The following is a 14,969-nucleotide window of genomic DNA, read 5'->3' as shown; positions in this document are numbered from 1 at the left end:
GGACGGACGATGGAGAATCTGCAAAGCCGCCTGCTGTCGCACCGGCTGGCGTCGGTGATTCGCGATTTCCACCAGCCGGTGATGATCTGGCAGGCGGCGATCCTCGTCGGCGCGCTGTGTTTCGCGTGGGTGGCCGCACGCTTCGTGCACGGCCGGATCGATGCGCGCCGCCGGGCGGCCGGACGCGCGCCCGGCGCGGGCGCGCAAAGCCTGAAGCGCGCGTTGTTCCCGTTGTTCGGGGGCGTCTTCGCGGGCGTCGCGCAGCTCGCGTTCGACCCGTTCATGTCGACGTCGCTGCTGTCGCTCGCCCTGGTGCCGTTGTTCGGCATCGGGCTGATCTACGTGCTGTTCTTCTTCGCACGGCGCGTGTTCGCGCGCGATGGCCACACGCATGCGTGGCTGTCGATCGTCGAGAAGATCGTGTCGACCGTCGTGTGGGCCGCGATGGTGCTGACCGTGCTCGGCATCCAGCGCGACGTGCTCGGCTGGCTCGACAGCGTGCAGTTCCGCGTCGCCAATGCGCACCTGACGCTGCTGTCGCTGATCTCCGGCGCGCTGTGGGTCTGCGTGACGCTGATGGTCGCGATGTGGCTCGGCTCGGTGCTCGAGGATCGCCTCACGCGTGCGAGCACGCTCGATGCGAACCTGAAGGTCGTGCTGTCGCGGGTCGGCCGCGCGCTGCTCGTGTTCGCGGCGATCCTGATCGGGCTGTCGCTCGTCGGCATCGACGTGACGGTGCTCGGCGTGTTCGGCGGCGCGGTGGGTGTCGGCCTCGGCTTCGGGCTGCAGAAGATCGCGAGCAACTACGTGTCGGGCTTCATCATCCTGCTCGACCGCTCGCTGCGGCTCGGCGATGCGATCAGCGTCGGCGGGCTGCAGGGCGTCGTCACGCAGATCCGCACGCGCTACACGGTCGTGCGCGGCCTCGACGGCAACGAGACGCTGATCCCGAACGAGAAGCTGATCACCGACGTCGTGCAGAACCAGTCGTCGTACCTGACGCGCGGTTATGCGAAGGTCGCGGTGCAGGTCGCGTACACGAGCGATGTCGAGCACGCGCTCGCGTTGCTCGCCGATGCCGCGAAGGGCGTGCCGCGCGTGCTGGCCGAGCCCGCGCCGACCCCGTATCTGGTGAGCTTCGGCGCGGACGGGATCGACCTGGAACTCGGCTTCTGGATCGAGGATTCGGCGAAAGGCACGTCGGGCGTGCGTTCGACCGTGAACCGCAACATCTGGCGGCTGTTCAGCGAGCACGGGATCTCGATTCCGTTTCCGCAGCGCGAAGTGCGCGTCGTCGGGTTGCCGGACGGCTTTCCCGCGGCAGGTGCCGCGGCCCCGCAGGATGCGGCGGCCGGCGATCCGGCGGCCGGCAACGGCGTGGCGGACGGGCGTGCGCCGGCCGCGTAGGCGCGCAATCGTACCGACCCCGCGGTCGGAACCGGATCGCGGGCCATTCCAAGTCCGCCTCTGGACTGCCGTTGTTGCGTCAGGGCAAGAAAATATTCATTTTTTACAAAGACTTGGAACGGTTGAAGTAAAATTCAGGTCTATACGCGGTATGCTTTCATTTTTCTGACGCCTGCGCGAGCCGGCGTCGCACTCATCTCATCACAGGTAACTGCCTTGTTGAATTCCCTGCTCGATTTTCTTTCCCACGGGCTCCTGCATTTCTCGTGGTGGCAGGTTGCGCTGTTCGCGCTTGCCGTCACGCACGTCACGATCATCGGCGTGACGGTCTACCTGCACCGCTGCCAGGCGCACCGCGCGCTGGAGCTGCATCCGATCGCGAGCCACTTCTTCCGCCTCTGGCTGTGGATGACGACCGGCATGCTGACGGGCCAGTGGGCCGCGATTCACCGCAAGCACCACGCGAAGTGCGAGACCGAGGAAGATCCGCACAGCCCGCAGACGCGCGGCATCTGGAAGGTGTTCCTCGAAGGCGCCGAGCTGTATCGCGCGGAAGCGAAGAACGAAGAGACGATGCGCAAGTTCGGCCACGGCACGCCGAGCGACTGGATCGAACGCAATCTCTACTCGAAGTACCCGATCCTCGGCATCAGCATCATGATGGTGATCGACGTCGCGCTGTTCGGCGTGCTCGGTCTGACCGTGTGGGCCGTGCAGATGGTCTGGATTCCGTTCTGGGCGGCTGGCGTCGTCAACGGCTTCGGTCACTTCTGGGGTTATCGCAACTTCAACTCGGCCGACGCGAGCACGAACCTGTTCCCGTGGGGCATCGTGATCGGCGGCGAAGAGCTGCACAACAACCACCACACGTTCGCGACGTCGGCGAAGCTGTCGAACAAGTGGTACGAGTTCGACATCGGCTGGATGTACATCCGCATCATGTCGGCATTCGGTCTCGCGAAGGTGAAGAAGGTCGCACCGACGCCGCGCCTGAACAAGCCGAAGACGGTGCTCGACCAGGAAACGCTGCAGGCCGTGCTGTCGAACCGCTACGAAGTGATGGCGCGCTACGGCAAGGCCGTGAAGCGTGCGTACGCCCAGGAGCTCGCGCACCTGAAGGAACTTGGTTCGAGCGAGAAGTATCAACTGATGCGCGGCGCGCGCAAGTGGTTCCACAAGGACGCCGACGGCCTCGACGAGCCGCAGAAGAAGCTGCTGCCGGAGATCTTCGCGAACAGCCAGAAGCTGCACACGTACTTCCAGTTGCGCCAGGATCTCGCCGCAATCTGGGATCGCTCGACCGCGTCGCGCGAACAGCTTCTCGCGCAATTGCAGGATTGGTGCCATCGCGCAGAACAAAGCGGCATCAAGGCGCTGCAGGAATTCGCGACACGCCTGCGTCGCTACGCCTGATTCGAAATCGATTAGAATCTAAGGACGTCACAAACCCCGCGTTGGCGGGGTTTTTTCATTTGAGCCGGCGGTTTTCGAGGTGGCCGTCGGCAGGGTTGAGCTTTGCATGGATCCGGAGTCAGTGCTGAAGCGCTCACGTCGGTCGACCGCGAAGCATTGGGCGGGGGAGCAAGTGCTGGAGCACCCACTCCCGCCGACAGGAGATATGGAGATGCAATCGACGATCAAACCCGTCGAGTACGACCGTCCGATCGCGGCAGGCGCGGTCTGCGGTGTCGGACAGGCATGGGCAAAAGTACCCGATACGCCGTCCCCCGAGGAGCGCGCCGCGCTGAAGGCGCGCATCAAGGCGTTGCTCGTGCGTGAAAAGGCCGTGCTGGTCGCGCACTACTACGTGGATGCCGAATTGCAGGAGCTGGCCGACGAAACGGGCGGCTGCGTTGCCGATTCGCTCGAAATGGCCCGTTTCGGCCGCGATCACGACGCGCAGACGCTGGTCGTCGCCGGCGTGCGCTTCATGGGCGAAACCGCGAAGATCCTGAGTCCGAACAAGCGGATCCTGATGCCCGATATCGACGCGACCTGTTCGCTCGACCTCGGCTGTCCGGTCGACGAATTCTCGGCGTTTTGCGATGCGCATCCCGACCGCACGGTGGTCGTCTACGCGAACACCAGCGCAGCCGTGAAAGCGCGCGCGGACTGGATGGTCACGTCGTCGATCGGCCTCGAGATCGTTGCCGACCTGCACGCGCGCGGCGAGAAGATCATCTGGGCACCCGATCGCCATCTCGGCAGCTATATTCAGAAGAAAACCGGCGCGGACATGCTGCTGTGGCAGGGCTCGTGCCTCGTGCACGACGAGTTCAAGGGTATCGAGCTCGATCTGCTGCGCGCCGAATATCCGGACGCGAAGGTGCTCGTCCATCCCGAATCGCCGGAAAATGTCGTCGCGCAGGCCGATGTCGTCGGCTCGACCACGCAACTGATCGACGCGGCCGTCAAGTTCGACGCGACGCGTTTCATCGTCGCGACCGATCTCGGCATCCTGCACAAGATGCAGCTCGCAGCGCCCGGCAAGACGTTCATCGCGGCGCCGACGGCCGGCAACAGCGCGACCTGCAAGAGCTGCGCGCACTGCCCGTGGATGGCGATGAACGGTCTTGCGAACCTTGCTGACGTGCTCGAACGCGGTCACAACGAGATCTTCGTCGACCCCGCGATCGGCGAGCGCGCGCGTCTGCCGATCGACCGGATGCTCGATTTCGCGGCCGCGCAGAAAAAGCGCGTGCAGGCGAGTGGCGATCTGCAGCGCGACCAGCAACTGTTCGCGAACGTGGGGGCGGCGTAATGAACGGCCCGCACGCTCACATTCGTTCACTGTCCGCCGAGGGGGCGGCCGCCGTCCTTGAGCGGGGCACGACGAGCGCGGTATCCCCGCTGTTCGACATCGTCCGCGACCAATACGGCGCGGCATTCGAGGACGCGATCGCGCGCAATGTAGCCGATGCGATCGCGGAAGACGTCGGCACCGGCGACCAGACCGGGCGGCTCGTGCCGGCCGGCGGGCGTCGCCGCGCGCGCATCATCGTGCGCGAGGAAGCCGTGCTGTGCGGCGTGCCGTGGTTCGAGGCCGTGATCGGCCGGATCGATCCGGCGATCGTCGTGCAATGGCGCTATCGGGAAGGCGACCGGATGATGCCCGATTCGACCGTCTGCGAACTCGAGGGGCCGGCGCGCGCGCTGCTGACGGCCGAGCGCAACGGGCTGAACTTCCTGCAGCTGCTGTCGGGCGTCGCGACCGCGACGCGCCGTTACGTCGATCGCGTCGAAGGCACGCGCGCGAAGATCCTCGATACGCGCAAGACGCTGCCGGGCCTGCGGCTCGCGCAGAAATACGCGGTGCGCGTCGGCGGCGGCGAGAACCAGCGTCTCGCGTTGTACGACGGCATCCTGATCAAGGAGAACCACATCGCAGCGGCGGGCGGCGTCGGCGAGGCACTCGACGCGGCGTTCGCGCTGCAGTCGGGCGTGCCCGTGCAGGTCGAGGTCGAGACGCTTGCGCAGCTCGACACGGCGCTCGCGCATCGCGCGCAGTCGGTGCTGCTCGACAACTTCACGCTCGACATGATGCGTGAAGCCGTGCGCGTGACGGATGGCAAGGCCGTGCTCGAAGTGTCCGGCGGCGTCAATTTCGATACGGTGCGCGCGTTCGCGGAGACGGGCGTCGATCGCATCTCGATCGGCGCGCTGACGAAGGACGTGCGCGCGACGGACTATTCGATGCGAATCGTCGACTGACCGCGCGTTAAACGATCAGACAAAAAAGCCGTTGGCGCGCAAACGCCAACGGCTTTTTTCTTGTGCGGCCGCAGCCGGGAAGGGCGGGGCGGGCCGCTCAGCGACGCGCGCGCGGCGTGAGCACGCTCGGCAGCGCCTTCGGCAGCGTGTGCGGCCAGTCGCGGCTGTAGTGCAATCCGCGGCTTTCGCGGCGCGAGTGCGCACTCTTCACGATCAGCGTCGCGACGTCGACGAGATTGCGCAGTTCGAGCAGGTCGCGCGTCACGCGGAAGTTCGCGTAGTACTCGTGGATCTCGTCGCGCAGCAGCGACAGCCGGTGCTTGGCGCGTTCGAGGCGCTTGTCGGTACGCACGATGCCGACGTAGTTCCACATCAGGCGGCGCAGCTCGTCCCAGTTGTGCGCGACGACGACTTCCTCGTCCGCATCCGACACACGGCTTTCGTCCCACGCGGGCAGCGTGGCCGGCGTTTCGGTATCGAAGCCGGCCGCCTCGATCGCCTCGGCCGCCGCGCGGCCGATCACGAGACATTCGAGCAGCGAGTTGCTCGCGAGCCGGTTCGCGCCGTGCAGCCCCGTGTACGACGTTTCGCCGACCGCATACAGGCCCGCGAGATCGGTGCGCCCGGCGAGATCGGTCACGACGCCGCCGCACGTGTAGTGCGCGGCCGGCACGACGGGGATTGGCTGCTTCGCGATGTCGATGCCGAATTCGAGGCAGCGCGCGTGGATCGTCGGGAAGTGTTCGCGCAGGAACGCTTCCGGCTGATGGCTGATGTCGAGATACACGCAGTCGATCCCGCGCTTCTTGATCTCGAAGTCGATCGCGCGCGCGACGATGTCGCGCGGCGCAAGCTCGGCGCGCGCATCGTGCGCGGGCATGAAGCGCGTGCCGTCCGGCAGCTTCAGCAGGCCGCCTTCGCCGCGCACGGCCTCGGAAATCAGGAACGATTTCGCATACGGATGGAACAGGCAGGTCGGGTGGAACTGGATGAATTCCATGTTCGACACGCGGCAGCCCGCGCGCCACGCCATCGCGATGCCGTCGCCGGTCGCCGTGTCGGGGTTCGTCGTGTACAGGTAGACCTTGCCGGCGCCGCCCGTCGCGAGCACCGTATGCGGCGCCTCGATCGTGATCGTGCGGTCGTTGTCGACGTCGAGTGCATACAGGCCGTGACAGCGGCGGCCAGGCAGGCCGAGCCGGTCCGACGTGATCAGGTCGATCGCGTGATGGTTTTCGAAGAACGTGATGTTCGGATGCTGGCGCGCGCGCTCCGACAGCGTCGCGAGCACCGCATGGCCGGTCGCGTCGGCCGCGTGGATGATCCGGCGGTGACTGTGGCCGCCTTCGCGCGTCAGATGAAAACCGAGCTCGGCCGCGTCGTCCTTCGTGAACGGCACGCCTTGCGAGATCAGCCATTCGATCGCTTCGCGGCCGTGTTCGACGATGTAGCGCGTCGCGCCTTCGTCGCACAGGCCGCCGCCGGCGACCAGCGTGTCGTCGACGTGGTTCTCGATGCTGTCCGCCGAATCGAGGACGGCCGCGATGCCGCCCTGCGCGTTATCGCTTGCGCCCTCCATCATCGAACGTTTCGCGATCAGCGCGACGCGTCGCGTGCTGGCCAGATTGAGTGCGACCGACAGCCCTGCCAGGCCGCTGCCGACGATCGCCACGTCGAATTTCATGCTGCATCTCCATCATTACGCTTTTGATCTTGTGCGTTCCGGCGGCCGTGGCCGCGGAAAGGGGAGAGCATACCGCGTCGGGCTCGAGCGTGCGCGCAAAACAAAAAGCCCCGCATGTGCGGGGCTTTTCTTTCGCCGTCAGGCTGGCAGAAACCGGAGATTACTTGATCTTGGTTTCTTTGTATTCCACATGCTTGCGGACGACGGGATCGAACTTCTTGATCGCCATCTTTTCCGGCATGTTGCGCTTGTTCTTCGTGGTCGTGTAGAAGTGACCCGTGCCAGCGGTCGACTCGAGCTTGATCTTGTCGCGTGCGCCTTTTGCCATGATTGTGCTCCTTGGGCTTAGGCTTCGCCGCGTGCGCGCAGGTCAGCGAGCACGGAATCGATGCCGTTCTTGTCGATCAGGCGCAGGCCGGCGTTCGAGACGCGCAGGCGCACCCAGCGGTTTTCGCTCTCCACCCAGAACCGGCGGTTTTGCAGGTTCGGCAGGAAGCGACGCTTGGTCTTGTTGTTGGCGTGGGAAACGTTGTTGCCGCTCATCGGCGCTTTCCCAGTTACTTGGCATACGCGTGCCATGAGAGCACTCCTAATACGCTAAATTCGGGGTTCGATCGCCGGTGAAGGTTCCATCGCACCGCCACGTGATCCATGGCTGCACTCAGAACGCCGTAGCCCTTACAGACAAGGCCCTTCGATGGCTAGAACTGGTTGGAAAAAATACAGACGGCGATTCTAGCAGAAAAAGTTCAGGAAAATCAAACCTAATTTCGAATCGTCGTTGCGGCGCCCTTGGGCGGGCCGCCGCGCCACAGTCTACAGCCAACCGGCGCGCGCGAACGAAAAAGTGTCGCTGGTGCCGACGACGACGTGATCGAGCAACTGCACGTCGACGAGCTGCAGCGCGTCGCGCAGCGAGCGGGTCAGGCGGCGGTCTTCCGCGCTCGGCTGCACCGCGCCCGACGGGTGGTTGTGCGCGACGATCAGCGCCGCGGCGTTCTGCTTCAGCGCGCGGCGCACGATTTCGCGCGGGTAGACGGCCATGCGCGTCAGCGAGCCGCGCGCGCTTTCTTCGGTATCGATGAGGCCGTGACGGGCATCGAGATACAACGTGACGAACACTTCATACGGGCGCGTGCCGATCATGAGCCGCAAAAAATCCTCGACCGCGCCCGGGGAGCCGATCTGCATCCGTTCGGGCGCCTTTTCTGCAAGCGCGCGCCGCACGAGTTCGGTCACCGCGATCAGCCGCGCCGATCGCGCAACGCCGATGCCGGGATGCGTTTCGAATTCGTCGGGATCGGCATCGAGCATCCGGCGCAGCGAGTCGCCGAACCGTTCGAGCAGCGCGCGGGCGCTGACGAACACGTCGTGCCCGCCGCCGCCCGTGCCGAGCACCAGCGCGATCAATTCGGCGTCCGTCAATGCAGCCGGCCCGCGCTCCAGCAGCCGTTCGCGCGGCAGGTGGGGCTGCCAGTTCGGCGGGCGGCGCTTGCGCGGCCCGCCAGCACGGTTGCGGCGGGCCGGATCGGCCGGCGCATCGGCGGTGTCGCGGCATTCGGCCGGCGGCAGGGTGGGGCAGGGTGACAGCATGGTCGAAACTCCATTGGCGGCGGGCGGTGTGCGCGACGTCGTCGCACTTTCCGCCTTGCGCGCTCAGGTGACTTACAATATTGGCTTTGCGCCGGGCCTTTCGGCCGTTTCGGGCGCCGACTGAACGAGTAATTCATGAGCCTCATCGATCTATCCGAAGTGAAGCCCGGTTCCCACGTCACGTTGCATTACCGGCTGGCACTGGCCGACGGCGCCGACATCGTCAACACCTTCTCCGACAAGCCGGCCACGCTGTTGCTGGGCGCGGGGCAACTGGCGCCCTCGCTGGAACAGATTCTGATGGGGCTCAGGGTCGGCGACCACTCGACTTTTCAGCTAACGCCCGAACAGGCGTTCGGTCCCCGTAATCCCGACATGCTCCAGCGCGTGACGCTGTCGACGCTGCGCGAGAACGGGATGGTCGGCGACGATTTCACGCCGGGCGAGCTGATCGAGTTCAATGCGCCGGACGGTGGCCGGTACGCGGGGGTGCTGAAGGAAGTCAGCGAGACCTCCGCGCTGTTCGACTTCAATCATCCGCTCGCGGGCCAGGCGCTCACGTTCGAAGTGAAAATCATCGGAATCCTGTAATCATGAGTACCACCGACACGCTGTCCGGGCAGACCGTTGCCGCCGATGCCGAAATCCTGCTGGCCCAGCCGCGCGGTTTCTGCGCAGGCGTTGACCGCGCGATCGAGATCGTCGAGCGCGCGATCGCGATGCACGGTGCGCCGATCTATGTCCGCCACGAGATCGTCCACAACAAGTACGTGGTCGAGGATCTGAAGAAGAAAGGCGCGATCTTCGTCGAGGAACTCGAGGAAGTGCCGGCCGGCAACACCGTGATCTTCAGTGCGCACGGCGTGTCGAAGGCCGTGCGCGACGAGGCCGACGTGCGCGGGCTGCGCATTTACGACGCAACCTGCCCGCTCGTCACGAAGGTGCACGTCGAAGTGGCGAAGATGCGTCAGGACGGCGTCGACATCGTCATGATCGGGCACAAGGGCCATCCTGAAGTCGAAGGCACGATGGGGCAGGTCGAGCGCGGCATGCATCTCGTCGAGAGCGTCGAAGACGTGCAGAAGCTCGAGCTCGCCGATCCCGAGCGCATCGCGCTCGTCACGCAGACGACGCTGTCCGTCGACGATGCGGCCGAGATCATCGCGGCGCTGAAAGCGAAATATCCGAAGATCCGCGAGCCGAAGAAGCAGGACATCTGCTACGCGACGCAGAACCGCCAGGACGCGGTGAAGTTCATGGCGCCGCAGTGCGATGTCGTGATCGTCGTCGGGAGTCCGAACAGCTCGAATTCGAGCCGTTTGCGCGAAGTGGCCGAGAAGCGCGGCGTGGACGCATACATGGTCGATGCGCCGGATCAGATCGATCCGGCATGGGTCGCCGGCAAGCGTCGGATCGGCGTGACGGCCGGCGCGTCGGCGCCCGAAGTGCTCGCCCAGGCCGTCATCGCGCGGCTGCGCGAACTCGGCGTGCGCAATGTCCGCGCGCTCGACGGTATCGAGGAAAACGTGTCGTTTCCGCTGCCGCGCGGGTTGAACCTGCCGCCCGCCGCCTGATTGCCGCATCGCACCCGCGGAACACCAAAGCGCGCCTCCGGGCGCGCTTTTTTTTGCGTATAGAAATTGTAATTGCAACCGCAATTCATAATCGCGGTGCAACCCGGTTGCTCTCGCCGTTCCGGACCGTCTCTCAAAATTGGTTGCAATGCAGGAAAACCCCATCGAATCAGGATTATTGGCGGCCTATAAATGGAGTTACAATGCGCCCGTTTTCAGGTCTGAATGGCTTTGAAATCGGTTTTTGGCAAGGCGCGGGAGACCATTCAATGCATGTGAAGTTGGCTTACGCCGTGTCCGTCGCCGCACCGGTTGCAATGATTGCCGGTCGCAGCAAAAAGAGCGACGACGAGGCGGGTAGGGAGGCAGCGGTGCTCGCGTCACCGCCGGTCAGCGGCGTGCGCGTCGCCGGAACCGGTCGTGCGTTGCCATCGGCATGCCGTATCGCGGAATTGGGCAAGGACAAGGAAAACGGGGCACGTTTGACGATCGACGAAATCAACGCGCTTGGCCTGACGGCCGGTCCGGCAGCGGGCATGCAGGTTGCGTCGCGGCGGGCCACCGGTCACGGCGATGCCGGCAACGTGCGGATGTCGCCGGCCCCCCTTCATTTCGAATCGACGAAACAGCATGCCGCCGCGACCGACCGTGTCGCGGCGCGCGATCTGGTTCGTGTGACGGATTCCGCTGCAGCGCCGACGAAAGTCGGGCGCAACCTTCGCGACGCCTTGCCGGGCGACGCGGCGCGGAACCTGATTTGCCCGGGTGCGATGCCTGCATCGCTCGGGATGGAAAAAGGCACGGGCGCCGGGCAACCGGACGCCGGCCGTTTCAGCATGCTGTCGTACGACTTCAAGGAGGCCACGAACACCGTCCTCGATGTCGTGACGATTTAGCGACGGGACTCATGACGGCACCGGGACAGTGCGGTGCCGTTTTTGTATCCGCTCCGGCGGCAGGTCCGGCCGTACAGGCCGGGCGGCGCGCGCCGGGACGATCCACCCTTACCGGTATCGACTAGTACTCGCAGTGTCGCCGAGAAGGCGCGATTCCTCGCTTACCCGCGGGGCGCAACGTCCTCCGGCAGCACGGGCCAAGGAGCTTTAAATGGATATTTTCGTCCAGCAGGTTCTCAACGGACTGGTGCTCGGCAGTGTGTACGCCATCATCGCGTTGGGTTACACGATGGTGTACGGCATTCTCGGCATCATCAACTTCGCGCACGGCGACGTGCTGATGATTGGCGCGATGGTCGCCCTGTCAGCCATTACCGTGCTGCAGAACCATTTCCCCGGACTCGGCAACGTCGCGACGCTGGCGATCGGCCTGGGTATTGCCGCCATCGTCTGTGCGTTCGTCGGCTTCACGATCGAGCGGGTCGCCTACCGGCCGCTGCGCCGCGCGCCGCGCCTCGCGCCGCTGATCACCGCGATCGGCGTGTCGATCCTGCTGCAGACGGCCGCGATGATCATCTGGTCGCGCAACCCGCTGCCGTTCCCGCAATTGCTGCCGACCGATCCGATCAACGTCATCAAGGCCACCGACACGACGCCCGGCGCCGTGATCTCGGTGACTGAAATCGTGATCATCGCGGTGGCGTTCATCGTGATGGGCGGCCTGCTGCTGCTCGTGCACAAGACCAAGCTCGGCCGCGCGATGCGCGCGATCGCGGAAAGCCCGAACACCGCGAGCCTGATGGGCGTGAACCCGAACTTCGTGATTTCCGCGACGTTCATGATCGGCTCCGCGCTTGCCGCGCTGGCCGGCGTGATGATCGCGTCCGAATACGGCAACGTGCACTTCTACATGGGCTTCATTCCCGGCATGAAGGCGTTCACCGCCGCGGTGCTGGGCGGGATCGGCAACCTCGGTGGCGCAATGGTCGGCGGCGTGCTGCTCGGCCTGATCGAGCAGCTCGGTGCCGGCTACATCGGCAACCTCACGGGCGGCGTATTCGGCAGTAACTACCAGGACGTGTTCGCCTTCATCGTGCTGATCATCGTGCTGGTGTTTCGTCCGTCGGGCCTGCTGGGCGAACGTGTCGCGGATCGCGCGTAACGGAAGGGAGCAAACAACATGACATCCATTCAACCGATCGAATCCTCGACGTCGCTCGTCGAGGAGCGCAACACCACCAAGACCGTCATCATCGGCATCCTGACCGCTGCGTTCGTGATCGCCGCGCCGATCATCATCGGCTCGGCCGGCGGCAACTACTGGGTCCGCGTGCTCGACTTCGCGATGCTGTACGTGATGCTCGCGCTCGGCCTGAACGTCGTGGTCGGCTTCGCCGGCCTGCTCGACCTGGGCTACATCGCGTTCTACGCGGTGGGCGCGTACACGGCGGCATTGCTGAGCTCGCCGCACCTGACGTCGCAGTTCGAGTGGATCGCGAACCTGGCACCCGGCGGATTGCACATCCCGTTCCTGATCATCGTGCCGATCGCGATGGCGCTGGCGGCGACCTTCGGGATCCTGCTCGGCGCGCCGACGCTGCGACTGCGCGGCGACTACCTGGCGATCGTCACGCTGGGCTTCGGCGAAATCGTCCGGATCTTCATGAACAACCTCGACCGTCCGGTGAACATCACCAACGGCCCGAAGGGGATCACGGGCATCGATCCGGTGCATGTCGGCGGCTTCAACCTGTCGCAGACGCACTCGCTGTTCGGCCTCCAGCTGCCGTCGGTCTACATGTACTACTACCTGTTCGTGCTGTGCTCGCTGCTGGTGATCTGGACGTGTACGCGTCTGCAGCACTCGCGCATCGGCCGTGCATGGGCGGCGATCCGCGAGGACGAGATCGCGGCCAAGGCGATGGGCATCAACACCCGTAACGTGAAGCTGCTCGCGTTCGCGATGGGCGCGTCGTTCGGCGGCCTGTCGGGCGCGATGTTCGGTTCGTTCCAGGGCTTCGTGTCGCCCGAGTCGTTCACGTTCTGGGAATCGATCGTTGTGCTGGCCTGCGTGGTGCTCGGCGGCATGGGCCATATCCCGGGCGTGATCCTGGGTGCGGTGCTGCTCGCGATCTTCCCGGAATTCCTGCGCTCGACGATGAGCCCGCTGCAGCATGCGCTGTTCGGTCATGACATCGTCGATACGGAGGTGATCCGTCAGGCGCTGTACGGCCTCGCGATGGTGATCATCATGCTGTACCGCTCGGAAGGCCTGTGGCCCGCGCCGAAGCATGAGGACAAGATCGCGAAACTGGCGAAGCGCGCCAGCAAGAAGCCGGTGCGCGCCTAACCTACGGACACAGGGGATATATACATGAGCGACAAGCAAATCCGACTGTCCGTGCAGGGCGTGAACAAGCGCTTCGGCGGCCTGCAGGCACTTTCCGACGTCGGCCTGCAGATCAAGGAAGGCGAGATCTACGGCCTGATCGGCCCGAACGGCGCCGGCAAGACGACGTTCTTCAACGTGATCACGGGCCTGTACACGCCGGATTCCGGCGATTTCAAGCTCGACGGCCAGAACTACACGCCGACGGCGGTGCACCAGGTGGCGAAGGCCGGCATTGCGCGCACCTTCCAGAACATCCGCCTGTTCGGCGGGATGACAGCCCTCGAGAACGTGATGGTGGGCCGCCACGTGCGCACCAAGCACGGTCTGCTCGGCGCGGTGTTCCAGACGCCGGCCGAACGCCAGGAGGAACGCGAGATCAAGGAACGCGCGATCGAGCTGCTCGAATACGTCGGCGTGCTGCAGTACGCCGACTACACGTCGCGCAACCTGTCGTACGGCCACCAGCGCCGTCTCGAGATCGCGCGCGCGCTGGCGACCGACCCGAAGCTGCTCGCGCTCGACGAGCCGGCGGCCGGGATGAACGCGACCGAGAAGGTCGAACTCACGCGCCTGCTCGACAAGATCCGTTCGGACGGCCGCACGATTCTGCTGATCGAGCACGACGTGAAGCTCGTGATGCACTTGTGCAACCGGATGACGGTGCTCGATTACGGCAAGGTGATCGCCGAGGGTCTGCCGCAGGACGTGCAGAAGAATCCGAAGGTGATTGAGGCATATCTCGGCGCAGGGGTGCACTGATGGCAGCGGCAATGTTGAAAATCAAGGGCTTGCAGGTCAACTACGGCGGCATCCAGGCCGTCAAGGGCGTTGACATGGAAGTCCGTCAGGGCGAGCTCGTGACGCTGATCGGCGCGAACGGTGCAGGCAAGACCACGACGATGAAGGCGATCACGGGTCTCAAGCCGTATTCGGCGGGCGACATCGAGTACGACGGCAAGTCGATCAAGGGCGTGCCGTCGCACGAACTGCTCAAGCGCGGCCTCGCGATGGTGCCGGAAGGCCGCGGGATCTTCGCGCGGATGTCGATCATCGAGAACATGCAGATGGGCGCGTACCTGCGCAACGACAACGACCAGATCAAGAAGGACGTCGATCGCATGTTCGGCTTCTTCCCGCGCCTGAAGGAACGGGCGACGCAGCTCGCGGGCACGCTGTCGGGCGGAGAGCAGCAGATGCTGGCGATGTCGCGCGCGATCCTGTCGAAGCCGAAGCTGCTGCTGCTCGACGAGCCGTCGATGGGGCTGTCGCCGATCATGGTCGAGAAGATCTTCGAAGTGGTGCGCGAGATCTCGAAGGAGGGCATCACGGTGCTGCTCGTCGAACAGAACGCACGCCTCGCACTGCAGGCGGCCGACCGCGGCTACGTGATGGATTCGGGCATGGTCACGATGGAAGGCGATGCGAAGCAGATGCTCGACGATCCGAAGGTGCGTGCCGCGTATCTGGGCGAATGAGCGAGTGAATGAGCGGGCCCGGTGACGCGTAGCGGCAGATGCCGCGCGCGCCGCACCAGGGCTTTCGAAAGGCTGTCACGGAATGCCGTGACAGCCTTTTTTTTCGTGTTCGGCGATTCGGGTCGAACTGTGCGCGTGGAGGCGACTCCATTCGACAGTTGCGCCGTGCATGCGGCGCGGGAAACGATGGGGGCGATCGTACGATGCCAGTGCCCGACACCGGCCGTCCGATGCCGG

16 protein-coding genes are annotated in these 14,969 nt (G+C 64.9%); 12 read left to right on the top strand and 4 right to left on the bottom strand.

Annotated features, from left to right (window positions below; all coding sequences use genetic code 11):
- Positions 1-9 precede the first annotated feature (9 nt).
- The 4 genes from ACN22W_RS13960 to nadC all read left to right on the top strand — a co-directional run bounded on the left by ACN22W_RS13960 (position 10) and on the right by nadC (position 5,118).
- Positions 10-1,407 carry a mechanosensitive ion channel family protein gene (locus ACN22W_RS13960; RefSeq protein ID WP_419685055.1) on the top strand — a complete coding sequence of 466 codons (1,398 nt, stop codon included), beginning with the start codon at positions 10-12 and terminating at the stop codon, positions 1,405-1,407.
- A gap of 216 nt (positions 1,408-1,623) precedes the next feature.
- A complete protein-coding gene (locus tag ACN22W_RS13955) occupies positions 1,624-2,820 on the top strand; it encodes an acyl-CoA desaturase (RefSeq protein ID WP_048250301.1) in 1,197 nt (398 codons plus the stop codon).
- Between the two features lie 211 nt (positions 2,821-3,031).
- Positions 3,032-4,168 (top strand): quinolinate synthase NadA, encoded by a 1,137-nt coding sequence (nadA, locus tag ACN22W_RS13950; protein ID WP_419685053.1) that lies wholly within the window; start codon positions 3,032-3,034, stop codon positions 4,166-4,168.
- On the top strand, positions 4,168-5,118 hold the full coding sequence (gene nadC, locus ACN22W_RS13945; protein WP_419685051.1) for a carboxylating nicotinate-nucleotide diphosphorylase: 951 nt from the start codon (positions 4,168-4,170) through the stop codon (positions 5,116-5,118). The genes nadA and nadC overlap by 1 nt, the downstream gene beginning before the upstream one ends.
- 97 nt (positions 5,119-5,215) lie before the next feature.
- Here the strand turns inward: nadC and nadB are convergent, their stop codons facing one another.
- The 4 genes from nadB to radC all read right to left on the bottom strand — a co-directional run bounded on the left by nadB (position 5,216) and on the right by radC (position 8,395).
- Positions 5,216-6,802: an L-aspartate oxidase gene (nadB, locus tag ACN22W_RS13940; RefSeq protein ID WP_129512780.1), complete on the bottom strand. Its 1,587-nt coding sequence runs from the start codon at positions 6,800-6,802 to the stop codon at positions 5,216-5,218.
- 160 nt (positions 6,803-6,962) lie between these two features.
- Positions 6,963-7,130, bottom strand: a complete 168-nt coding sequence (gene rpmG, locus ACN22W_RS13935) for a 50S ribosomal protein L33 (RefSeq protein ID WP_006478046.1) — start codon at positions 7,128-7,130, stop codon at positions 6,963-6,965.
- A 17-nt stretch (positions 7,131-7,147) separates the two neighbouring features.
- Positions 7,148-7,381, bottom strand: coding sequence for a 50S ribosomal protein L28 (rpmB, locus tag ACN22W_RS13930; protein ID WP_004186391.1), 234 nt, complete (start codon positions 7,379-7,381; stop codon positions 7,148-7,150).
- A 237-nt stretch (positions 7,382-7,618) separates the two neighbouring features.
- Positions 7,619-8,395, bottom strand: coding sequence for a RadC family protein (gene radC / locus ACN22W_RS13925; RefSeq protein WP_048250303.1), 777 nt, complete (start codon positions 8,393-8,395; stop codon positions 7,619-7,621).
- On the opposite strand from radC, the gene ACN22W_RS13920 reads away from it, so the two are divergent.
- The 8 genes from ACN22W_RS13920 to ACN22W_RS13885 all read left to right on the top strand — a co-directional run bounded on the left by ACN22W_RS13920 (position 8,394) and on the right by ACN22W_RS13885 (position 14,732).
- Positions 8,394-8,519 carry a hypothetical protein gene (locus ACN22W_RS13920; RefSeq protein ID WP_268991240.1) on the top strand — a complete coding sequence of 42 codons (126 nt, stop codon included), beginning with the start codon at positions 8,394-8,396 and terminating at the stop codon, positions 8,517-8,519. The two genes, radC and ACN22W_RS13920, sit on opposite strands and share 2 nt — an antisense overlap.
- 11 nt (positions 8,520-8,530) lie before the next feature.
- Complete coding sequence (locus tag ACN22W_RS13915) at positions 8,531-8,986, top strand: FKBP-type peptidyl-prolyl cis-trans isomerase (RefSeq protein ID WP_048250304.1); 456 nt, start codon at positions 8,531-8,533, stop codon at positions 8,984-8,986.
- Positions 8,987-8,988: 2 nt separating this feature from the next.
- Entirely contained in the window at positions 8,989-9,969 is a 981-nt protein-coding gene (gene ispH / locus ACN22W_RS13910) for a 4-hydroxy-3-methylbut-2-enyl diphosphate reductase (protein WP_034178810.1), read from the top strand.
- A 203-nt stretch (positions 9,970-10,172) separates the two neighbouring features.
- Positions 10,173-10,865, top strand: coding sequence for an amino acid-binding protein (locus ACN22W_RS13905; RefSeq protein WP_419684957.1), 693 nt, complete (start codon positions 10,173-10,175; stop codon positions 10,863-10,865).
- A gap of 211 nt (positions 10,866-11,076) precedes the next feature.
- A complete protein-coding gene (locus ACN22W_RS13900; RefSeq protein ID WP_129512779.1) occupies positions 11,077-12,027 on the top strand; it encodes a branched-chain amino acid ABC transporter permease in 951 nt (316 codons plus the stop codon).
- An 18-nt stretch (positions 12,028-12,045) separates the two neighbouring features.
- On the top strand, positions 12,046-13,215 hold the full coding sequence (locus tag ACN22W_RS13895; protein ID WP_193098890.1) for an ABC transporter permease subunit: 1,170 nt from the start codon (positions 12,046-12,048) through the stop codon (positions 13,213-13,215).
- Positions 13,216-13,239: 24 nt separating this feature from the next.
- Entirely contained in the window at positions 13,240-14,016 is a 777-nt protein-coding gene (locus ACN22W_RS13890) for an ABC transporter ATP-binding protein (RefSeq protein ID WP_048250308.1), read from the top strand.
- Positions 14,016-14,732 carry an ABC transporter ATP-binding protein gene (locus ACN22W_RS13885; protein ID WP_048250310.1) on the top strand — a complete coding sequence of 239 codons (717 nt, stop codon included), beginning with the start codon at positions 14,016-14,018 and terminating at the stop codon, positions 14,730-14,732. The genes ACN22W_RS13890 and ACN22W_RS13885 overlap by 1 nt, the downstream gene beginning before the upstream one ends.
- Positions 14,733-14,969: the final 237 nt, after the last annotated feature.

The sequence above is a fragment of the Burkholderia theae genome (assembly GCF_048565265.1).
In the GTDB taxonomy this organism is placed as follows: domain Bacteria; phylum Pseudomonadota; class Gammaproteobacteria; order Burkholderiales; family Burkholderiaceae; genus Burkholderia; species Burkholderia theae.
This window is presented reverse-complemented; position numbering and strand designations above follow the sequence as displayed.